At 67.7% G+C, this 19008-nt stretch carries 16 protein-coding genes; 9 read left to right on the forward strand and 7 right to left on the reverse strand.

Annotation, left to right across the window (positions count from 1 at the left end):
• Window positions 1-11: 11 nt before the first annotated feature.
• The 7 genes from gyrA to dnaA form a co-directional block, all read right to left on the reverse strand.
• Window positions 12-2615 carry a DNA gyrase subunit A gene (gyrA, locus tag ACFUPX_RS33770; RefSeq protein ID WP_383331531.1) on the reverse strand — a complete coding sequence of 868 codons (2604 nt, stop codon included), beginning with the start codon at window positions 2613-2615 and terminating at the stop codon, window positions 12-14.
• Between the two features lie 42 nt (window positions 2616-2657).
• Complete coding sequence (gyrB, locus tag ACFUPX_RS33775) at window positions 2658-4727, reverse strand: DNA topoisomerase (ATP-hydrolyzing) subunit B (protein WP_383331534.1); 2070 nt, start codon at window positions 4725-4727, stop codon at window positions 2658-2660.
• Window positions 4728-4992: 265 nt separating this feature from the next.
• A complete protein-coding gene (locus ACFUPX_RS33780; protein ID WP_383331537.1) occupies window positions 4993-5556 on the reverse strand; it encodes a DUF721 domain-containing protein in 564 nt (187 codons plus the stop codon).
• Window positions 5553-6674, reverse strand: coding sequence for a DNA replication/repair protein RecF (gene recF / locus ACFUPX_RS33785; protein WP_383331540.1), 1122 nt, complete (start codon window positions 6672-6674; stop codon window positions 5553-5555). The genes ACFUPX_RS33780 and recF overlap by 4 nt, the downstream gene beginning before the upstream one ends.
• Window positions 6675-6746: 72 nt before the next feature.
• Entirely contained in the window at window positions 6747-7631 is an 885-nt protein-coding gene (gene gnd / locus ACFUPX_RS33790; RefSeq protein WP_383331543.1) for a phosphogluconate dehydrogenase (NAD(+)-dependent, decarboxylating), read from the reverse strand.
• Window positions 7632-7720: 89 nt separating this feature from the next.
• Entirely contained in the window at window positions 7721-8851 is a 1131-nt protein-coding gene (dnaN, locus tag ACFUPX_RS33795) for a DNA polymerase III subunit beta (protein ID WP_383331546.1), read from the reverse strand.
• An 849-nt stretch (window positions 8852-9700) separates the two neighbouring features.
• Window positions 9701-11596 carry a chromosomal replication initiator protein DnaA gene (gene dnaA, locus ACFUPX_RS33800; RefSeq protein ID WP_383331549.1) on the reverse strand — a complete coding sequence of 632 codons (1896 nt, stop codon included), beginning with the start codon at window positions 11594-11596 and terminating at the stop codon, window positions 9701-9703.
• 367 nt (window positions 11597-11963) lie between these two features.
• Between dnaA and rpmH the strand changes: the two genes are divergently transcribed.
• The 9 genes from rpmH (at window position 11964) to ACFUPX_RS33845 (ending at window position 18904) form a co-directional block, all read left to right on the forward strand.
• The gene (gene rpmH, locus ACFUPX_RS33805) at window positions 11964-12101 is read left to right on the forward strand and encodes a 50S ribosomal protein L34 (RefSeq protein ID WP_006381191.1); all 138 of its coding nucleotides are present in this window, start codon (window positions 11964-11966) and stop codon (window positions 12099-12101) included.
• 20 nt (window positions 12102-12121) lie between these two features.
• Complete coding sequence (gene rnpA / locus ACFUPX_RS33810; RefSeq protein ID WP_383331552.1) at window positions 12122-12493, forward strand: ribonuclease P protein component; 372 nt, start codon at window positions 12122-12124, stop codon at window positions 12491-12493.
• Window positions 12490-12849: a membrane protein insertion efficiency factor YidD gene (gene yidD / locus ACFUPX_RS33815; protein WP_344518424.1), complete on the forward strand. Its 360-nt coding sequence runs from the start codon at window positions 12490-12492 to the stop codon at window positions 12847-12849. Before rnpA ends, yidD begins: the two co-directional genes overlap by 4 nt.
• Before the next feature lie 3 nt (window positions 12850-12852).
• Window positions 12853-14151 (forward strand): membrane protein insertase YidC, encoded by a 1299-nt coding sequence (yidC, locus tag ACFUPX_RS33820; protein WP_383331555.1) that lies wholly within the window; start codon window positions 12853-12855, stop codon window positions 14149-14151.
• A 14-nt stretch (window positions 14152-14165) separates the two neighbouring features.
• Window positions 14166-14693, forward strand: coding sequence for a protein jag (locus ACFUPX_RS33825; protein ID WP_383331558.1), 528 nt, complete (start codon window positions 14166-14168; stop codon window positions 14691-14693).
• A 99-nt stretch (window positions 14694-14792) separates the two neighbouring features.
• Entirely contained in the window at window positions 14793-15509 is a 717-nt protein-coding gene (rsmG, locus tag ACFUPX_RS33830) for a 16S rRNA (guanine(527)-N(7))-methyltransferase RsmG (RefSeq protein ID WP_383331561.1), read from the forward strand.
• A 284-nt stretch (window positions 15510-15793) separates the two neighbouring features.
• Entirely contained in the window at window positions 15794-16870 is a 1077-nt protein-coding gene (locus ACFUPX_RS33835; RefSeq protein ID WP_383331603.1) for a ParA family protein, read from the forward strand.
• Entirely contained in the window at window positions 16867-17979 is a 1113-nt protein-coding gene (locus ACFUPX_RS33840; protein ID WP_383331564.1) for a ParB/RepB/Spo0J family partition protein, read from the forward strand. The genes ACFUPX_RS33835 and ACFUPX_RS33840 overlap by 4 nt, the downstream gene beginning before the upstream one ends.
• A gap of 307 nt (window positions 17980-18286) precedes the next feature.
• Window positions 18287-18904 (forward strand): GNAT family N-acetyltransferase, encoded by a 618-nt coding sequence (locus tag ACFUPX_RS33845; protein ID WP_383331566.1) that lies wholly within the window; start codon window positions 18287-18289, stop codon window positions 18902-18904.
• Window positions 18905-19008 lie beyond the last annotated feature (104 nt).

The following is a 19008-nucleotide window of genomic DNA, read 5'->3' on the forward strand; positions in this document are numbered from 1 at the left end:
CTCTCCTCGCGCTACTCGGCCGTGGACTCCGTGCCCTCGTCCGTACCGACGACCGGCTCGGCGTCGGCCGATTCGTCGACGACGATGTCGCCGTCGACTTCCTCCGCCTCGCGACCGGCCTCGGCGTTACGAGCGATACCGACCACGGCATCGCGCTTGCCCAGGTTGATCAGTTGGACGCCCATGGTGTCACGGCCCGTCTCCCTGACCTCGTTGACTCGCGTACGAATCACACCGCCGCCCAGGGTGATGGCGAGGATCTCGTCCGTCTCCTCCGTCACCAGCGCGCCCACGAGTTCGCCGCGGTCCTCCACGATCTTGGCGGCCTTGATGCCGAGGCCACCACGACCCTGGACGCGGTACTCGTCGACGTTGGTGCGCTTGGCGTACCCACCGTCGGTTGCGGTGAAGACGAAAGTACCCGGCCTGACGACATTCATCGAGAGGAGCTCGTCGCCGCCGCGGAAACTCATTCCCTTGACGCCCGAGGTCGCGCGGCCCATGGGACGCAGCGCATCGTCCGTTGCGGTGAACCTGATCGACTGCGCCTTCTTGCTGATCAGCAGCAGATCGTCCTCGGACGACACGAGCTCGGCGCCGATCAGTTCGTCGTCCGAACCGTCGTCCGTCTCGCGGAGGTTGATGGCGATGACGCCACCGGCCCGAGGCGAGTCGTAGTCCTTGAGCGGCGTCTTCTTCACCAGGCCGCCCTTGGTGGCGAGCACCAGGTAGGGCACCGCTTCGTAGTCACGGATCGCGAGGATCTCGGCGATCTTCTCGTCCGGCTGGAAGGCGAGCAGGTTCGCCACGTGCTGGCCGCGGGCGTCGCGTCCGGCGTCGGGGAGTTCGTACGCCTTCGCGCGGTAGACGCGGCCCTTGTTGGTGAAGAACAGCAGCCAGTGGTGGGTCGTCGACACGAAGAAGTGGTCGACGATGTCGTCTTCCTTCAGCTTCGTGCCGCGGACGCCCTTGCCGCCGCGCTTCTGGGAGCGGTAGTCGACCGTCTTCGTACGCTTGACGTAGCCGCCGCGCGTGATCGTGACGACGATGTCGTCCTCGGCGATCAGGTCCTCCATGGACATGTCGCCGTCGAACGGCACGAGCGCCGAGCGACGGTCCTCGCCGAACTTGTCGACGATCGCCGCGAGCTCCTCGCTGATGATCTGGCGCTGCCGCTCGGGCGAGGCCAGGATCGCGTTGTACTCGTTGATCTTCGCCTGGAGCTCGTCGTGCTCGGCGACGATCTTCTGGCGCTCCAGGGCGGCCAGGCGGCGCAGCTGCATCTCGAGGATGGCGTTGGCCTGGATCTCGTCGATCGAGAGAAGGCCCATCAGGCCCTCACGCGCGACGTCGACCGTCTGGCTGGCCCGGATGAGCGCGATGACCTCGTCGATCGCGTCCAGGGCCTTCAGCAGGCCGCGCAGGATGTGGGCCCGCTCCTCGGCCTTGCGCAGGCGGTACTTCGTACGCCGGACGATGACCTCGACCTGGTGCGTCACCCAGTGGCGGATGAAGGCGTCCAGGGAGAGGGTGCGCGGCACGCCGTCGACCAGGGCCAGCATGTTGGCGCTGAAGTTCGACTGGAGGTCGGTGTGCTTGTAGAGGTTGTTCAGTACGACCTTGGCGACCGCGTCCCGCTTCAGGACGACGACGAGGCGCTGGCCCGTGCGGGAGGACGTCTCGTCGCGGACGTCGGCGATGCCGCCGACCTTGCCGTCCTTGACCAGGTCGGCGATCTTCTGCGCGAGGTTGTCGGGGTTGGTCTGGTAGGGGAGCTCGGTGACCACCAGGCACTGGCGGTTCTGGATCTCCTCGACCGCGATGACCGCGCGCATCGTGATGGAGCCACGGCCGGTGCGGTACGCCTCTTCGATGCCCTTGCGGCCCACTACTAGTGCGCCGGTGGGGAAATCGGGGCCCTTGATGCGCTCGATGAGCGCGTCGAGCAGCTCCTCGTGCGAGGCGTCGGGGTGTTCGAGCGCCCACTGCGCGCCCTCCGCGACCTCGCGGAGGTTGTGCGGCGGGATGTTGGTGGCCATGCCGACCGCGATGCCCGCCGAGCCGTTGATCAGCAGGTTCGGGAAGCGCGCCGGCAGGACCGTGGGTTCCTTGTTGCGGCCGTCGTAGTTGTCCGTGAAGTCGACGGTCTCCTCGTCGATGTCACGGACCATCTCCATGGCCAGCGGCGCCATCTTGCACTCGGTGTACCGCATGGCGGCGGCCGGGTCGTTGCCCGGGGAGCCGAAGTTGCCGTTGGAGTCCACCAGGGGCATCCGCATCGACCACGGCTGGGCCAGGCGGACCAGGGCGTCGTAGATGGAGGAGTCGCCGTGCGGGTGGTAGGTGCCCATGACGTCGCCGACGACGCGGGCGCACTTGTAGAAGCCCTTCTCGGGGCGGTATCCGCCGTCGTACATCGCGTACAGGACGCGGCGGTGGACGGGCTTCAGGCCGTCCCGTACGTCGGGCAGCGCACGCGACACGATGACGGACATCGCGTAGTCGAGGTACGAGCGCTGCATCTCCGTCTCGAGCCCGACGGGCTCGACACGCATGCCCACGCCGGGAACGACGGGCTCCTCTTCGGGCATCACAGGGGTGTTCTCGTCGGCCATTGCTGGTCAAAGTCCTTTCGAGGTGCGGCTCGTACGGCCGACTCAGATGTCGAGGAAACGAACGTCCTTGGCATTGCGCTGAATGAACGAGCGCCGTGCCTCCACGTCCTCTCCCATCAGCACCGAGAAGAGGTCGTCGGCCTGCGCCGCGTCGTCCAGGGTGACCTGTCCGAGCACGCGGTGGTCCTGGTCCATCGTCGTGATGCGCAGCTCTTCGGCGTTCATCTCACCGAGGCCCTTGAAGCGCTGGACCGAGTCGTCCCGGAAGCGCTTGCCGGCCTGGCGGCCGAGCTCGACCAGCGCGTCGCGCTCGCGGTCCGAGTACGCGTACTGGAAGTCGTCCCGGCTCCACTTGATCTTGTAGAGCGGCGGGCGCGAGAGGTACACGTGTCCGGACTCGACGAGCGGCCGCATGAAGCGGAACAGGAACGTCAGGAGCAGGGTGTTGATGTGCTGGCCGTCGACGTCGGCGTCCGCCATCAAGATGATCTTGTGATAGCGGAGCTTCTCGATGTCGAAGTCCTCGTGCACGCCCGTGCCGAAGGCCGAGATCAGGGCCTGGACTTCCTGGTTCTGCAGGATCTTGTCGATCCGCGCCTTCTCGACGTTCAGGATCTTGCCTCGGATGGGCAGGATCGCCTGGTACATCGGGTTACGGCCGGACTTCGCCGAACCACCGGCGGAGTCACCCTCGACGATGAAGATCTCGCACTTCGTCGGGTCGTTCGACTGGCAGTCGCTCAGCTTGCCGGGCAGGGAGGCCGATTCGAGCAGACCCTTGCGGCGGGTCAGGTCGCGCGCCTTGCGGGCGGCGACACGGGCCGTGGCGGCCTGGATGCCCTTGCGGATGATGTCCGCGGCCTCGTTCGGATTGCGGTCGAACCAGTCCGTGAGGTGCTCGTGCACGACCTTCTGCACGAAGGTCTTCGCCTCCGTGTTGCCCAGCTTGGTCTTGGTCTGGCCCTCGAACTGCGGCTCGCCCAGCTTCACCGAGATGATGGCCGTCAGGCCCTCGCGGATGTCCTCACCCGTGAGGTTGTCGTCCTTCTCGCGCAGCAGCTTCTTCTCGCGCGCGTACCGGTTGACCAGGCCCGTCAGCGCGGCCCTGAAGCCCTCCTCGTGCGTACCGCCCTCATGCGTGTGGATCGTGTTCGCGAAGGAGTAGACACCTTCGGTGTACTGCGAGTTCCACTGCATGGCGATCTCGGCCGAGAGCATGCGCTCCTTGTCCTCGGCCTCGACGTCGATGACGGTCGGGTGGATCATCTCTCCCTTGCGGGAGTTGAGGTACTTCACGAAGTCGACGATGCCGCCTTCGTAGTAGTACGTCACCGTGCGGGCCTCGTCGACGGCGTCATCCTTCGCCTCGACCGAGTCCGCACCCGCCGTCGCCTTCGCCGAGTCGCGCTCATCAGTGAGTTTGATGGTCAAACCCTTGTTGAGGAACGCCATCTCCTGGAAGCGCCGTGCCAGCGTCTCGAAGGAGTACTCGGTCGTCTCGAAGACGTCCGGGTCCGCCCAGAAGGTGACCGTGGTGCCGGTGTCCTTGGTCGCCTCGTGCTTGGCGAGCGGGGCCGTCGGCACACCCAGCTTGTAGTCCTGGGTCCAGCGGTAGCCGTCGGTCTTGATGTCGACGGCGAGCTTCGTCGACAGTGCGTTCACGACGGAGACACCGACGCCGTGCAGACCACCGGAGACCGCGTAGCCGCCGCCGCCGAACTTGCCGCCCGCGTGCAGCACGGTGAGCACGACCTCGACGGCCGGCTTCTTCTCGACGGGGTGGATGCCCACCGGGATGCCTCGGCCGTTGTCGACGACGCGTACGCCGCCGTCGGGGAGGATCGTGACGTCGATGGTGTCCGCGTGCCCGGCGAGGGCCTCGTCGACGGAGTTGTCGACGACCTCTTGCACGAGGTGGTGCAGGCCACGCTCACCGGTCGACCCGATGTACATGCCAGGTCGCTTGCGGACCGCGTCCAGACCCTCGAGGACGGTGATCGCGCTGGCGTCGTACAAGGCTGTGACCTCGCCGTTCTCGCCAGCGACGGTAGACGGGATGTTCTCGTTGGGGTTGCCGGAATCGGCCACGAAGCGCCCTTTCTGGCACAGCACAAGCCAAGCACCCGGCGGTGGCCGGAGCGGCTGCGTCGTTCAGCGATAGTCAGCGTTGTTCTATGCGTCCCACAAGTGGGGCGGGATTAGCTCCCAGTCTACCGGTAGCGCCGACAGTGATGGGGGTTTGCCGGTACCTGAGTCCGCATGTGCCGTCCTGAACCGGCCTCGCCCGACTCCCCATATACGGCCCGGGGCCCTAGGAGGCTCACAGCGGCACTCAGCGCTTCGGGGTGTCAACCGCGAGCTACCACCCGGTACGGCCTCAGCCGTAGGTGTCGCCGGGGCCCGTGCTGCCCGGGGCGCGCAAGGGTCCGAAGCGGCGCGGAGGGCCGCCGGGGCCGAGGACTTTGATGAGGCGCACGGTGCCGTGACCCAGGTCCTCATTGAGGCGCGCGACCAGCTGGGGGGCCATGAGACGCAGCTGCGTCGCCCACGCCGTGGAGTCGCACTGCACGGTCAGGATCCGCTCGCCCTCGTCGTACTTCTGCGGGACGCAGTGGTTGGCCAGGTCGTCGCCGACGATCTGCGGCCAGCGGCCCATCACCCCGCCGACCGCGGCCGGCGTCTCCCAGCCGCGCTCGGTGATCAGGCGGTTGATGGCGGAGCCGAGCGGCTGCGGGTCACGCCCGTCGGCGCGCGCGCCGGAGCGAAGACCGCCCCTGCGGGCCTGCTTCTTCTGCTGGGCCGCGTCGCCACGCGCGCGTGCCTGCTCCTTGGCCGCGCGCAGGGCGACCCGGGCGAGGTCGATGCCGGAGGGCTCGGGCGTCTTCGGCGTGTCCTTGGCAGGGCCCTGGGGGGCGTCCTTGGCGGGCTCTTCGGCGCTCATACGCGGTCCACCGCGCCGTCCGCCACCGCGAACCGCGTCCCGGCGAGAACGCCCGGCACGTCGTCGTCCACGGCCGCCGTGACCAAGACCTGCTCGCCCGGCGCCACCAGCTCCGCGAGGCGCTCCCGGCGGCGCGCGTCGAGCTCCGCGAACACGTCGTCCAGGACGAGCACCGGTTCGTTCCCCTCGGCGCGCAGGAGGTCGTACGAGGCCAGGCGCAGCGCCAGGGCGTACGACCAGGACTCGCCATGGCTCGCGTACCCCTTCGCGGGGAGCTGGCCCAGCTTCAGGAGCAGGTCGTCGCGGTGCGGCCCGACCAGCGTCACGCCCCGCTCGATCTCCTGCTTGCGGGCCTCTTCGAGGGCGGCGATCAGCTGCTCGTACAGCACCTCGCGCGTGTGGCCCTCGCCCGGCGCCGACGGCTTGTACTCGAGCGCGACGGGTCCGCCGCCGGGTGCCAGCTGCTCGTACGCCTTGTCCGCCAGCGGTTGCAGCGCGGTGATCAGGTCGAGCCGCTGTGCGAGCAGTTCGGCGCCGACGGTCGCGAGGTGCTGGTCCCAGACATCGAGCGTCGACAGGTCCATGGAACGCCCGCCGTGGCGCCGCGCCAGGGCCGCGGACTTCAGGAGGGTGTTGCGCTGCTTCAGTACGCGGTCGTAGTCGGACCGGACGCCCGCCATGCGCGGCGAGCGCGCCGTGATCAGCTCGTCGAGGAAGCGCCGGCGCTCACCGGGGTCCCCCTTGATCAGCGCAAGATCCTCGGGCGCGAAAAGCACCGTGCGGACGATTCCGAGTACGTCACGGGGCCTGACCTGCGAGGACCTGTTGATACGGGCGCGGTTCGCCTTGCCCGGATTCAGTTCGAGTTCGATCAGCTGCTGGCGCTCGCCCTGCCGGACCGCGGCCCTGATGACGGCACGCTCGGCGCCCATGCGCACCAGCGGCGCGTCCGAGGAGACCCGGTGGCTGCCGAGCGTGGCGAGATAGCCGACGGCCTCCACGAGGTTCGTCTTGCCCTGGCCGTTCGGGCCCACGAACGCGGTGACGCCCGGATCGAGAGGGACCTCGACCCGGGCGTACGAACGGAAGTCGGCCAGCGACAGATGCGTGACGTGCATGGTGTGCGCCGACCTCCCCCGGCCTACTTCACTTGCTGAAAGACCTGCACGGTTTCCCGCACAGGCTGTGGATCAGTTCTCGCTCTTGGACTCGACGGCGTGGCCGCCGAACTGGTTGCGCAGCGCCGCGATCATCTTCATCTGCGGGGAGTCGTCCTGCCGCGAGGCGAAGCGGGCGAAGAGCGAGGCCGTGATCGCGGGCAGCGGCACGGAGTTGTCGATGGCGGCTTCCACCGTCCAGCGGCCCTCTCCGGAGTCGGCGGCGAAGCCGCGCAGCTTGGCCAGGTGCTCGTCGTCGTCCAGGGCGTTGACCGCGAGGTCGAGCAGCCAGGAACGGATGACCGTGCCCTCCTGCCAGGAGCGGAAGACCTCGCGCACGTCGGTGACGGAGTCGACCTTCTCCAGGAGCTCCCAGCCCTCGGCGTAGGCCTGCATCATGGCGTACTCGATGCCGTTGTGAACCATCTTGGAGAAGTGGCCCGCGCCGACCTTGCCGGCGTGCACGGAACCGAAGTCGCCCTCGGGCTTGAGGGCGTCGAAGATCGGCTGGACCTTCGCGATGTTCTCGGAATCGCCGCCGTACATGAGCGCGTAGCCGTTCTTCAGGCCCCAGACGCCGCCCGAGACACCGCAGTCGACGAAGCCGATGCCCTTGGCCGCGAGCTCCTCGGCGTGCTTCTCGTCGTCCGTCCAGCGGGAGTTGCCGCCGTCCACGACGACGTCACCGGGCTGGAGCAGCTCGGCGAGCTCGTCGACGGTGGACTGGGTCGCGGCTCCGGCCGGAACCATCACCCATACGACACGCGGCCCCTTGAGCTTGCCCACAAGCTCTTCAAGGCTGTGGACGTCCGCGACGTCCTGGTTGCGGTCGTATCCGATGACGGTGTGGCCTGCGCGGCGGATGCGCTCGCGCATGTTGCCGCCCATCTTGCCGAGGCCGACGAGACCGAGCTCCATCAGTGGTTCCTTAAGTAGCGATGTGGCGTGGAGGCACCTTCGTACCCGCGTCCGAGCCTACGCCCGGACGCCCGCTCACACCTGTGGGCTCAGCCGCTCAGACGTACCGGCATGATCAGGTACTTGTAGGCCTCGTCGGACTCCGCGTCCAGGGCCGGCCTGCCGCTCAGGAGCGCGGGCTTCGTCGACGTCGTGAACGACAGCTGGGCGACCGGGGAGTCGATCGCGCTGAGGCCGTCGAGCAGGAACGTCGGGTTGAAGGCGATCGAGACGTCGTCGCCGTCGAGCTGGGCGTCGACCCTCTCCACAGCCTGTGCGTCGTCGCTGGATCCGGCCTCCAGGATCAGCACGCCCTGCTCGAAGCTGAGCCGGACCGGAGTGTTCCGCTCGGCCACCAGGGCCACGCGCTTCACGGCCTCGACGAACGGGGCGGTCTCGATGACCGCGATCGAGTTGAACTCCGTGGGGAAGAGCGTCTTGTACTTCGGCAGGTCGCCCTCAAGGAGACGCGTGGTCGTACGCCGTCCTGCGCCCTCGAAGCCGATCAGGCCCTCACCGGCACCGGAGCCCGACAGCGCCAGGGTGACCGTGTCGCCGCTCGTGAGCGCCTTGGCGGTGTCCAGGAGCGTCTTGGCGGGCACCAGGGCGACCGCGGAGGCCTCGGGGTCCTCCGGCTTCCACAGGAACTCGCGGACCGCGAAGCGGTAGCGGTCGGTGGAGGCCAGCGTGACCGTGTCGCCCTCGATCTCGATGCGTACGCCGGTCAGGACGGGCAGCGTGTCGTCGCGGCCCGCGGCGATGGCCACCTGGGCGGCGGCCGACGCGAAGACCTCACCGGGGACCGTGCCGGTCGCGGTGGGCATCTGCGGCAGCGCGGGGTACTCCTCCACAGGAAGTGTGTGGAGTGTGAATCGTGAGGAGCCGCAGACCACCGTGGCCCGCACACCGTCCGTGGAGATCTCCACCGGACGGTTGGGCAGGGCCCGGCAGATGTCGGCGAGCAGGCGACCGGAAACGAGGACCGTGCCCTCTTCGTCGATCTCCGCGTCGACGGAGACACGCGCCGAGACCTCGTAGTCGAAGCTGGAGAGGCTCAGGGCGCCCTCCTCGGCCTTCAGCAGCAGGCCCGCAAGGACAGGCGCCGGTGGCCGGGCCGGGAGACTGCGCGCCGCCCACGCCACCGCCTCCGCGAGTACGTCGCGTTCCACCCGGATCTTCACTGAGCCGCCCTCCTGCTGTTGCTGGCAAGGGGTCCAGTCTGACGCACCGCACTGACAGCGGGTGCCCGTCGGGGTCAAGTCGTGACGAGAGGTGTCGGAGTCCCGAGGCGCGAGTTGTGCACAGGCCCCTCTTCGAAGCCAATTTCCCGGTGACTCTAGTAGGCAGTAGTAGTAGGGCCTGTGGAAACCGTGGATAACCCTGTTTTCGCAGGTCAGTGCCAGTTTTTTATCCACTGCGCCTGTGGGCGGAGGCGGTGGACAACCGGTGGTTTCTGTGGACGGGCGAAAGTTCTGCACACCCGGTGCACAGGCAAGGGGTACTTCTCCCCAGCGCTGTCCCCAGCTTTACCCACCTTCCCCACAGGCCAACCGACCTCCTTGGTGTGACGCCTTTCACTCGGCACGGTGACGGGGCGCGTTGCGTTGCCGAACAGTGGACAGCCGTGTGGAGAAGCTGGAGAAAGCTGGGGACAACAGGCTCGAGCCTGTGGGTTGCCGGTGGACAAGTTCACGCACACCCTGTGGACGAGATTTTCATCCACAGCCTGTGGAAAGTTTCTGTCCACGAATCCACAACCACCTGACCAGGCTTGATGATCCCTCAGCAGGGTCCCCTGTGGACATCATCTGGACAACTTCCCGGTCCCCAGGGTGTGGAAGGAAAAAAGTGCACAGATCTGTGGAGAACAGGCCTCTCAGCTGCGGAAATCGAACACTGGAGGGGGCCGGACGGGGTCCACGCGCGCGTGCACAACGGCAAAGGGCGCCCCGGAAGTTGTCCCGGGGCGCCCTTGAACGACGTTTCGGCGCTACGTCTGCGTGGCTCTCAGCGAACCGCTCGACGCCTTGTCAGCCGTTCTTGATGCGGTTGGTGAGCTCGGTGACCTGGTTGTAGATCGAGCGCCGCTCCGCCATCAGTGCGCGGATCTTGCGGTCGGCGTGCATGACCGTCGTGTGGTCGCGGCCGCCGAACTGCGCGCCGATCTTGGGCAGGGAGAGGTCCGTCAGCTCGCGGCAGAGGTACATCGCGATCTGGCGGGCCGTCACCAGGACACGGCTGCGGGATGACCCGCAGAGGTCGTCCACCGTCAGCCCGAAGTAGTCCGCCGTCGCGGCCATGATGGCCGGAGCCGTGATCTCCGGGGAGGCGTCCTCGCCGCCCGGGATCAGGTCCTTGAGGACGATCTCCGTCAGACCCAGGTCCACCGGCTGCCGATTGAGCGAGGCGAAGGCCGTGACCCGGATCAGCGCGCCCTCGAGCTCACGGATGTTGCGTGAGATGCGGGACGCGATGAACTCCAGGACCTCGGGCGGGGCGTTGAGCTGCTCCTGCACCGCCTTCTTACGAAGGATGGCGATACGCGTCTCCAGCTCCGGCGGCTGGACGTCCGTGATCAGTCCCCACTCGAAGCGGTTGCGCAGCCGGTCCTCCAGCGTCACCAGCTGCTTGGGCGGCCGGTCGCTGGAGAGCACGATCTGCTTGTTCGCGTTGTGGAGCGTGTTGAAGGTGTGGAAGAACTCCTCCTGCGTCGACTCCTTGCTCGCCAGGAACTGGATGTCGTCGACGAGCAGGATGTCCATCTCGCGGTACCGCTTGCGGAAGGTGTCGCCCTTGCCGTCGCGGATGGAGTTGATGAACTCGTTCGTGAACTCCTCGGAGCTCACGTAGCGCACGCGCGTGCCGGGATAGAGGCTGCGGGCGTAGTGCCCGATCGCGTGCAGAAGGTGCGTCTTGCCGAGCCCCGACTCTCCGTAGATGAAGAGGGGGTTGTACGCCTTGGCGGGCGCCTCGGCGACGGCTACGGCCGCGGCGTGCGCGAACCGGTTCGACGCGCCGATCACGAAGGTGTCGAAGAGGTACTTCGGGTTGAGGCGCGCGGTGGGCTCGCCCGGGGCCGAAGCGGGGGCCGGCTGCGCGGCCAGCGGGCCGGGGGCGCCGCTGCCGTGGACGCCGTGTCCGTTCCCGTGGCCGTTGCCATGTCCATTGCCGTGGATACCGCCCCGGGGATCGTGGCCTCCTGAGCCGGGGGGCTGCTCGTGCCGCTCACGCCGGTCGTGGCGGTCCTGCTGGTCCTGCCGCTCCTGGCGGTGCTGTTCGTACGGGGAGCGGCTCTGCGGCGGCTGCGAGCGGTAGTCGTGCTGGGGCTGCTGAGGGCTCGCGTACGGGTCCCGCTCGGGGAAGCCGAGCCGCGGCTGCTGCCAGCCGTAGTCGTCCTGCTGCTGGGGCTGCTGCTGCGGCCAGGCGCCGGGGCCGGGGCGCTGGTAGTCGGGGTAGGCCGGGCGGGCGGTCGGCAGCTGGTCGGGCCCGCGGCCCGAGGAGTGCTCGTCCGGGGTGCGGCGGCCGTAACCGTCGTACGACTCATGTCCCTGACCGGGGCCGGGGTGCTGCTCGGGCTCTTCATAGCGCTGCTGCTGTTGCTGGCCGGGCTGCTGCTGGAGCGGCGGCGCCGGCGGGCCCATCGGCTCGCCCACCGAGTCGTCCACCGTGATGGCGATACGGATCGGGCGGCCGCACTCGCGGCTCAGCGACTCGCTGACGATGGGTGCGAGGCGGCCTTCGAGCACGCCCTTGGCGAACTCGTTCGGTACGGCGAGCAGTGCGGTGTCGGCGACCAGAGCCAGCGGCTGGCAGCGCTTGATCCAGCGCTCGTCCTTCGCGTCGACCCCGTGCCCCCGCCCCTCACCCAGCAGCTGCTCCAGAACGCGTGGCCACACTGCGGCAAGATCGGCAGGTACGTCAGCCACAAGGCACGCTCTCTCACGGGGTCCCACGAAGGTGTGGTTCTTGGGACGGAAATCGGGATGGGCAGGGAGAAGGGAATGAATCGGAGTTTGGCCACGGTAGTCAGGGCAACGGCTGCGGTTCAAGTTGTTGTCCACAGGCTGTGCACAGTGTCTCCCCCTGACGGTCGGTTTGACCGGATGGCGTAGCCCCGCGTACCGTGACCAGGTCGAGTTGTCGATGGCTGCTGCCGCCTGCCTCCGATGGGCAAAGATCACGATCTGTGATTGTGAAGCGGTGCACTCGGTGCGTATTCGCGAGCTTCTCGTGGGCGCACGGTGACAGCCAGGCGATGTCCCGCCACCACACAATCATTTCTGGAGCCCCCGAGTGAGCAAGCGCACCTTCCAGCCGAACAACCGTCGCCGCGCCAAGACCCACGGCTTCCGCCTGCGGATGCGTACCCGCGCCGGCCGCGCGATTCTCGCGAACCGTCGTGGCAAGGGTCGCGCCAGCCTTTCCGCTTAATCGCATTAGGTCATGACGTCGTGCTGCCTACCGAGCATCGGCTGAGGCGGCGCGAAGACTTCGCGACCGCGGTACGCCGAGGACGACGGGCCGGACGCCCGCTCCTCGTCGTCCATCTACGTAGCGGTGCAACGGACCCGCACGCGCCTGGGGAGAGCGTTCCCCAGACGCGTGCGGGTTTCGTCGTGAGCAAGGCCGTCGGCGGAGCCGTCGTGCGCAACAAGGTGAAGCGAAGGCTTCGCCATTTGATGCGTGACCGGGTGGCCCAGCTGCCCCCCGGTAGCCTGGTAGTCGTACGAGCGTTGCCCGGTTCGGGCGACGCCGCCCATGCACAGCTGGCCCAAGACCTGGACGCCGCTCTTCAGCGGCTGCTGGGAGGGGGCGCTCGATGAAGTACCCACTGCTGGCTCTGATCAAGCTGTACCAGTGGACGATCAGTCCGCTGCTTGGTCCGGTGTGCAAGTACTACCCGTCGTGCTCCCGCTACGGCTACCTCGCCATCGACCGGCACGGTGCGATCAAGGGAACGGCGCTGACGGCCTGGCGCATCCTGCGGTGCAATCCGTGGTCGCTCGGTGGTGTCGACCATGTCCCGCCGCGCAAGCGCCCGCGGTGGCACGAGATGCTGCGTGCCACGTGGCAGGAACGCAAGGGCGGGCCCTCCGCCGCTGGCGTGCCGTCCGGGGAGACCTCCCCGGATACTCCGAGCCCGGCCGCCGAGACCCCGTCCCATGCTCAAGGAGCCTGATTAGTGGACACGATTGCCAGTCTGTTCAGCTTCATCACGACACCCGTTTCCTGGGTCATCGTCCAGTTCCACTCGCTGTACGGGGCGATCTTCGGCCCCGACACGGGCTGGGCCTGGGGCTTGTCCATCGTGTCCCTGGTGATCCTGATCCGTATCTGCCTGATCCCGCTCTTCGTGAAGCAGATCAAGGCCACCCGGGCGATGCAGACGCTGCAGCCCGAGATGAAGAAGATCCAGGAACGCTACAAGAGCGACAAGCAGCGTCAGTCCGAAGAGATGATGAAGCTGTACAAGGAGTCGGGTACCAACCCGCTCTCCTCGTGCCTTCCCATCCTGGCGCAGTCGCCGTTCTTCTTCGCGCTCTACCACGTGCTCTCCGGCATCGCCTCGAACGACACCATCGGCGTCATCGACAAGCCGCTGCTCGAGAGCGCGCAGAAGGCGCACATCTTCGGTGCACCGCTGGCCGCGAAGTTCATGGACAGCGAGGAAAAGGTCCAGGCGCTCCACGCCTCGCTGACCGACGTCCGCGTCGTGACCGCGATCATGATCGTCCTGATGTCGTTCTCGCAGTTCTACACGCAGCGCCAGCTGATGACGAAGAACGTGGACACGACGGTCAAGACGCCGTTCATGCAGCAGCAGAAGATGCTGATGTACGTGTTCCCGATCATGTTCGCCGTGTTCGGCATCAACTTCCCCGTCGGTGTCCTCGTCTACTGGCTGACCACCAACCTGTGGACCATGTGCCAGCAGATGTTCGTGATCCGCCGGAACCCGACTCCGGGCTCCAAGGCCCAGGCCGCGTTCCTGGAGCGCCTGCAGAAGCAGCTCGCGCACACCAAGAAGGTGCGGGGCCGTGGCAACGCGAACGTCATCAAGGCGATCGTCGCCAAGGGCCGTGACCGCAACGAGTTCGAGCGCAAGTTCATCAACGGTCTGAGCAAGGAAGGGCTGGCCGCCCAGGCCGACGGCTCGGTCGCGCCGAGCGAGTCCGCCGTCGCCACGGAGACCGAGGACGGCACTCCGGTCGCCGGCGGCGGTGCCCCGAAGCGGCAGCAGCCCAAGCGCCAGAGCAAGTCGCAGCGCCAGTCCGCCGCCGCACACAGCAAGGCGGAGAGTGACACGGAGACGCCTTCGGATGCGAAGACGTCGCTGGAGAAGACTCCGGACGAGCCTGAGGACGCCGCTCCCAAGGGCAAGGCCGCGGGCGGCAAGACCGGGTCAGGGAACGCACGCAGCCAAGCCAAGTCCGGGCAGCGCAAGGGCCAGCAGCGCCCCAAGCACCCGTCCAAGAAGTAGAAGGAGTCCATCCCGTGACGGAAGGCACCACCGCCCCCGCCGAGGCTGAGGCCGAGGTCGAGGCCGGCGACACTCTCACCCGTCTTGAGCAGGAGGGTGAGATCGCGGCGGACTACCTCGAGGGCCTGCTGGACATCGCCGATCTCGACGGCGACATCGACATGGACGTCGAGGCCGACCGCGCCGCCGTCTCGATCATCAGCGACTCGAACGGCCGTGATCTGCAGAAGCTCGTCGGCCGTGACGGTGAGGTCCTGGAGGCGCTCCAGGAGCTGACGCGCCTCGCGGTGCACCGCGAGACCGGTGACCGCAGCCGCCTGATGCTGGACATCGCGGGTTACCGCGCCAAGAAGCGCGAGGAGCTCTCCGAGCTGGGTGCCAAGGCCGCGGCCGAGGTGAAGAGCTCGGGCGAGCCGGTCAACCTCAAGCCGATGACGCCCTTCGAGCGCAAGGTCGTGCATGATGCGGTCAAGGCCGCCGGTCTGCGCAGCGAGTCCGAGGGCGAGGAGCCGCAGCGCTTCGTCGTCGTGCTCCCCGCCTGATCGCACGTTGTTTCCCCGGCCCCGTCTGTTCGCAGGCGGGGCCGGTCTTTGTCAGCCTGATAGTCAGCCACACCAGTGCGGTACGGAAGGACGGTCCCCGTGACGGAGGCAGCGGAGCTCCCCTCGGCGCCCGAGCAGGCCCGGGCGGTATTCGGTGAGCGCTTCACGGACGCGGTCCGGTACGCGGAGTTGCTGGCCGATGCGGGAGTGCAGCGCGGCCTGATCGGTCCTCGCGAAGTGCCTCGGCTGTGGGAGCGGCACCTGCTGAACTGCGCGGTCCTCTCCGAGGTCGTGCCCGAGAACGTGATGGTGTGCGACGTCGGCTCCGGTGCGGGGCTGCCGGGTATTCCGCTGGCTCTCGTCCGGCCGGATCTGAAGATCACGCTGCTTGAACCGCTGCTGCGACGGACGACCTTCCTCACCGAAGTGGTCGAGCTGCTCGGGCTCGACCACGTGACGGTCGTGCGGGGGCGTGCCGAGGAGGTCCTTGGGAAGCTGCCTCCCGTCCACGTGGTGACCGCGCGGGCCGTTGCGCCACTGGACCGCCTCGCGGCCTGGGGTGTGCCGCTCCTGCGTCCCTACGGGGAGATGCTGTTGCTCAAGGGCGACACGGCCGAGGAAGAGGTCAAGGCCGCAGGGGCCGCACTGGGCAAGCTCGGCGCGGTGAACACCTCGGTGCTCCACGTCGGCGAGGGAGTGGTGGACCCGCTTTCCACGGTCGTGCGGGTCGAGGTGGGGGAGAGCCCCGGCGGTGTGCGCTTCGCAGCCAAGCGCGCGAAGGCCGCCCGGACGGGACGGACCCGGCGTCGCCGCTGAGCGCCCTCACGCTCGTCGTTCATCCGTCCTGACGACGAGCCGTACTCCACAAAAGCTGCCAAACGTACGCATACCGGGGTGTCGCGCAAGCGGCACCCCGGCTGCCGTGCATCGTGTTTCACGTGAAACGTCGCTCACTGCTGCATGGCATCATCAGTCGCGGCCGCGCTGCGGAACCTCGCGATCGGCGGCCACTCGGTTCCCTCGATAAGGGAACGAAGTTGTCCACAGAGGTGGATTCGTCCACAGAAGACCGGGCCTCGCTGGTTCACGACCCTCAAAGCATGGGAGGCTCTGTTCATTGCGAGCCTGAAGTCGAGGAGAGTGAATCCTTGCGGTCCGACGCCAACATCGCGGGACCGATGACCGATCCGGTCCCCGGTCCCCGTACCGAGTCGGCGGGGGAGGATGTTTCACGTGAAACACCGCCCCCGATGGACGACACCTCTATCGGTCGTGCTGCCCAACTGGCGGTGGAAGCCCTGGGTCGTGCAGGCGAGGGCCTGCCACGACCCGAGCAGACCCGAGTCATGGTGGTTGCCAACCAGAAGGGTGGAGTGGGCAAGACGACGACAACCGTCAACCTCGCCGCTTCACTCGCTCTGCACGGCGCGCGCGTCCTGGTCATCGACCTTGACCCGCAGGGCAACGCCTCCACCGCTCTGGGTATCGACCACCACGCGGAAGTGCCGTCCATCTATGACGTGCTGATCGACAGCAGGCCGCTCTCCGAAGTCGTGCAGCCGGTCCCCGATGTCGAAGGACTCTTCTGCGCCCCGGCCACCATCGATCTCGCCGGTGCGGAGATCGAACTGGTGTCGCTGGTGGCGCGGGAGAGCCGACTGCAGCGGGCGATCCAGGCGTACGAGCAGCCGCTGGACTATGTCCTCATCGACTGCCCGCCGTCGCTCGGCCTGCTGACGGTCAACGCCCTGGTTGCCGGCGCGGAGGTGCTGATCCCCATCCAGTGCGAGTACTACGCACTGGAAGGCCTCGGCCAGCTCCTGCGCAACGTCGATCTGGTGCGAGGGCACCTCAACCCTCATCTGCACGTCTCGACGATCCTGCTCACCATGTACGACGGCCGCACCCGGCTCGCTTCACAGGTGGCGGACGAGGTGCGCACCCACTTCGGCGAAGAGGTCCTGCGGACGAGCATTCCCCGCTCGGTCCGCATCTCCGAGGCGCCGAGCTACGGGCAGACGGTGCTCACCTATGATCCGGGGTCGAGCGGTGCCCTCTCGTACTTCGAGGCGGCACGGGAGATCGCACTACGCGGCGTCGGCATTCGCTACGACGTACAGCACGCCCACATGGGCGCCCAGAATGATCAGCACAGCACGACGGAGGGGATGCAGTGAGCGAGCGACGGAGAGGGCTGGGTCGTGGCCTCGGCGCCCTGATCCCTGCGGCCCCGACGGAGAAGTCGACCGCCCAGGCCATGAGCGGTGCTTCGGCCTCGCCCGGTGCCGCACCGGTACTCACCGCCGAGCGGGGTGTAGCGGCCGCCAAGGTGGCGGCGCTCCCGCAGAGCCCCGTTTCACCTGAAACGGAGCGGCCGCTGAACGAAGCGGTGGAGGCGGAGGAGAGCCCCGTCGGCGCGCATTTCGCCGAGCTGCCTCTCGACTTCATCACGCCCAACCCGCGGCAGCCCCGTGAGGTCTTCGACGAGGACGCCCTCGCCGAGCTCGTGACCTCCATCAAGGAAGTCGGGCTTCTCCAGCCGGTCGTCGTACGGCAGGTAGGACCCTCGCGCTACGAGCTCATCATGGGTGAGCGGCGCTGGCGGGCTTGCCGCGAGGCGGGACTCGAGCGCATTCCGTCGATCGTCCGTGCCACGGACGACGAGAAGCTCCTCCTGGACGCGCTCCTGGAGAACCTGCACCGTGCGCAGCTGAACCCGCTGGAAGAGGCTGCCGCCTACGACCAGCTGCTCAGGGACTTCAACTGCACACACGACCAGCTGGCGGACCGCATCGGCCGTTCCCGCCCGCAGGTGTCGAACACGCTGCGGCTGCTGAAGCTGTCGCCGGCGGTTCAGCGCAGGGTCGCCGCCGGGGTGCTCTCCGCGGGCCATGCTCGTGCTCTGCTGTCCGTCGAGGACTCGGAGGAGCAGGACCGCCTCGCGCACCGGATCGTGGCCGAAGGGCTCTCGGTGCGGGCCGTCGAGGAGATCGTGACCCTCATGGGTTCGCGGCCGCAGAGTGCTCCGCGGGCCAAGGGGCCGCGTGCGGGCGCTCGGGTGTCGCCGTCGCTGACCAGCCTCGCCACTCGTCTGTCGGACCGGTTCGAGACCCGCGTGCGGGTGGACCTGGGGCAGAAGAAGGGCAAGATCGTCGTCGACTTCGCCTCGCTGGAGGACCTGGAGCGCATCCTCTCGACCCTCGCCCCGGGCGAGGGTCCGGTCCTGAAGAACGGGCTGTCCGAGGACTCCACCGAGGACGACACGTCCGAGGGCGAAGAGGCCTGAGCCTCATCAGGTAGTCCGCCGAGAGCGGGCCGTGTCCGGTGTGTACCGGAACACGGCCCGCTCTTTGCTTTCTTACGGTATCGGTGCAATCGCATCGTGGATACGATGCGATTGGGTATGGCGCATCCAGCTGACGGCACCTCATTGGGGAGGAGAGGGCCATGCGATCGGTGAGCCGCACCGGATTGATGACTGCGGGCCTTGGGCTGGGAGCCGTCGGCGGTTTCGTCGGCAGCCTGCTGAAGGAACGGAGCGCTCTGACTGCCGCCCGTGATGCGGCGGGCGAAGGAAGTGAGGAACAGCCTTCATGGGGCGTCGGCTCGTACCGCTCACGCTGGACAACCTTCCGGACCTTCCCCAGCGTTGCCGGACGTGTGTCTTCTGGGAGCTGGACCCGGTCAGCGGCCAGGCCGCGGTAAAGGCCGGTACGCCCGAGCTCGAGAAGGAGGCGTGGATCTCCGCAGTCCTGCTCGAGTGGGGATCCTGCGGCCGCGTCGTCTACGTCGACGATGTTCCGGTGGGCTTCGTGCTGTACGCCCCGCCGGCGTACGTGCCACGCGCCACCGCCTTTCCGACGAGCCCGGTGTCCCCCGATGCCGTGCAGCTGATGACCGCCTGGATCATGCCGGGTTATCAGGGCCAGGGCATCGGGCGCGTGATCGTCCAGACGGTCGCGAAGGATCTGCTGCGTCGCGGGTTCAAGGCGATCGAGGCCTTCGGGGACGCCCGGTGGGAGAAGCCCGCCTGTGTGCTGCCCGCCGACCATCTGCTGGCGGTGGGCTTCAAGACGGTCCGCACGCATCCCTCGTATCCGCGGCTGAGGCTTGAGCTGCGTACGACGCTCTCCTGGAAGGAGGACGTCGAGTTGGCGCTCGACCGACTGCTCGGGGCGGTGCAGAAGGAGCCCGTGCTCCGGCCGCTCTGACGCTTCCTGTCACGCACTCATCGCTGTCATGCGAATGGGCCGGCCCCGGAGGGTCGGCCCATTCGTTGTTTCACGTGAAACAACGCATCGCTCGATGCGGTGGT

This window comes from Streptomyces sp. NPDC057302, assembly GCF_042667685.1.
Taxonomy (GTDB): Bacteria; Actinomycetota; Actinomycetes; order Streptomycetales; family Streptomycetaceae; genus Streptomyces.

Coding starts and splice junctions, on each gene's coding strand:
- gyrA (WP_383331531.1), bottom strand. CDS start 2,615: ATGGCCGACGAGAACACCCCTGTGATGCCCGAAGAGGAGCCCGTCGTT.
- ACFUPX_RS33780 (WP_383331537.1), bottom strand. CDS start 5,556: ATGAGCGCCGAAGAGCCCGCCAAGGACGCCCCCCAGGGCCCTGCCAAG.
- recF (WP_383331540.1), bottom strand. CDS start 6,674: ATGCACGTCACGCATCTGTCGCTGGCCGACTTCCGTTCGTACGCCCGG.
- gnd (WP_383331543.1), bottom strand. CDS start 7,631: ATGGAGCTCGGTCTCGTCGGCCTCGGCAAGATGGGCGGCAACATGCGC.
- yidD (WP_344518424.1), top strand. CDS start 12,490: ATGAAGTACCCACTGCTGGCTCTGATCAAGCTGTACCAGTGGACGATC.
- ACFUPX_RS33835 (WP_383331603.1), top strand. CDS start 15,794: ATGGGAGGCTCTGTTCATTGCGAGCCTGAAGTCGAGGAGAGTGAATCC.
- ACFUPX_RS33845 (WP_383331566.1), top strand. CDS start 18,287: ATGGGGCGTCGGCTCGTACCGCTCACGCTGGACAACCTTCCGGACCTT.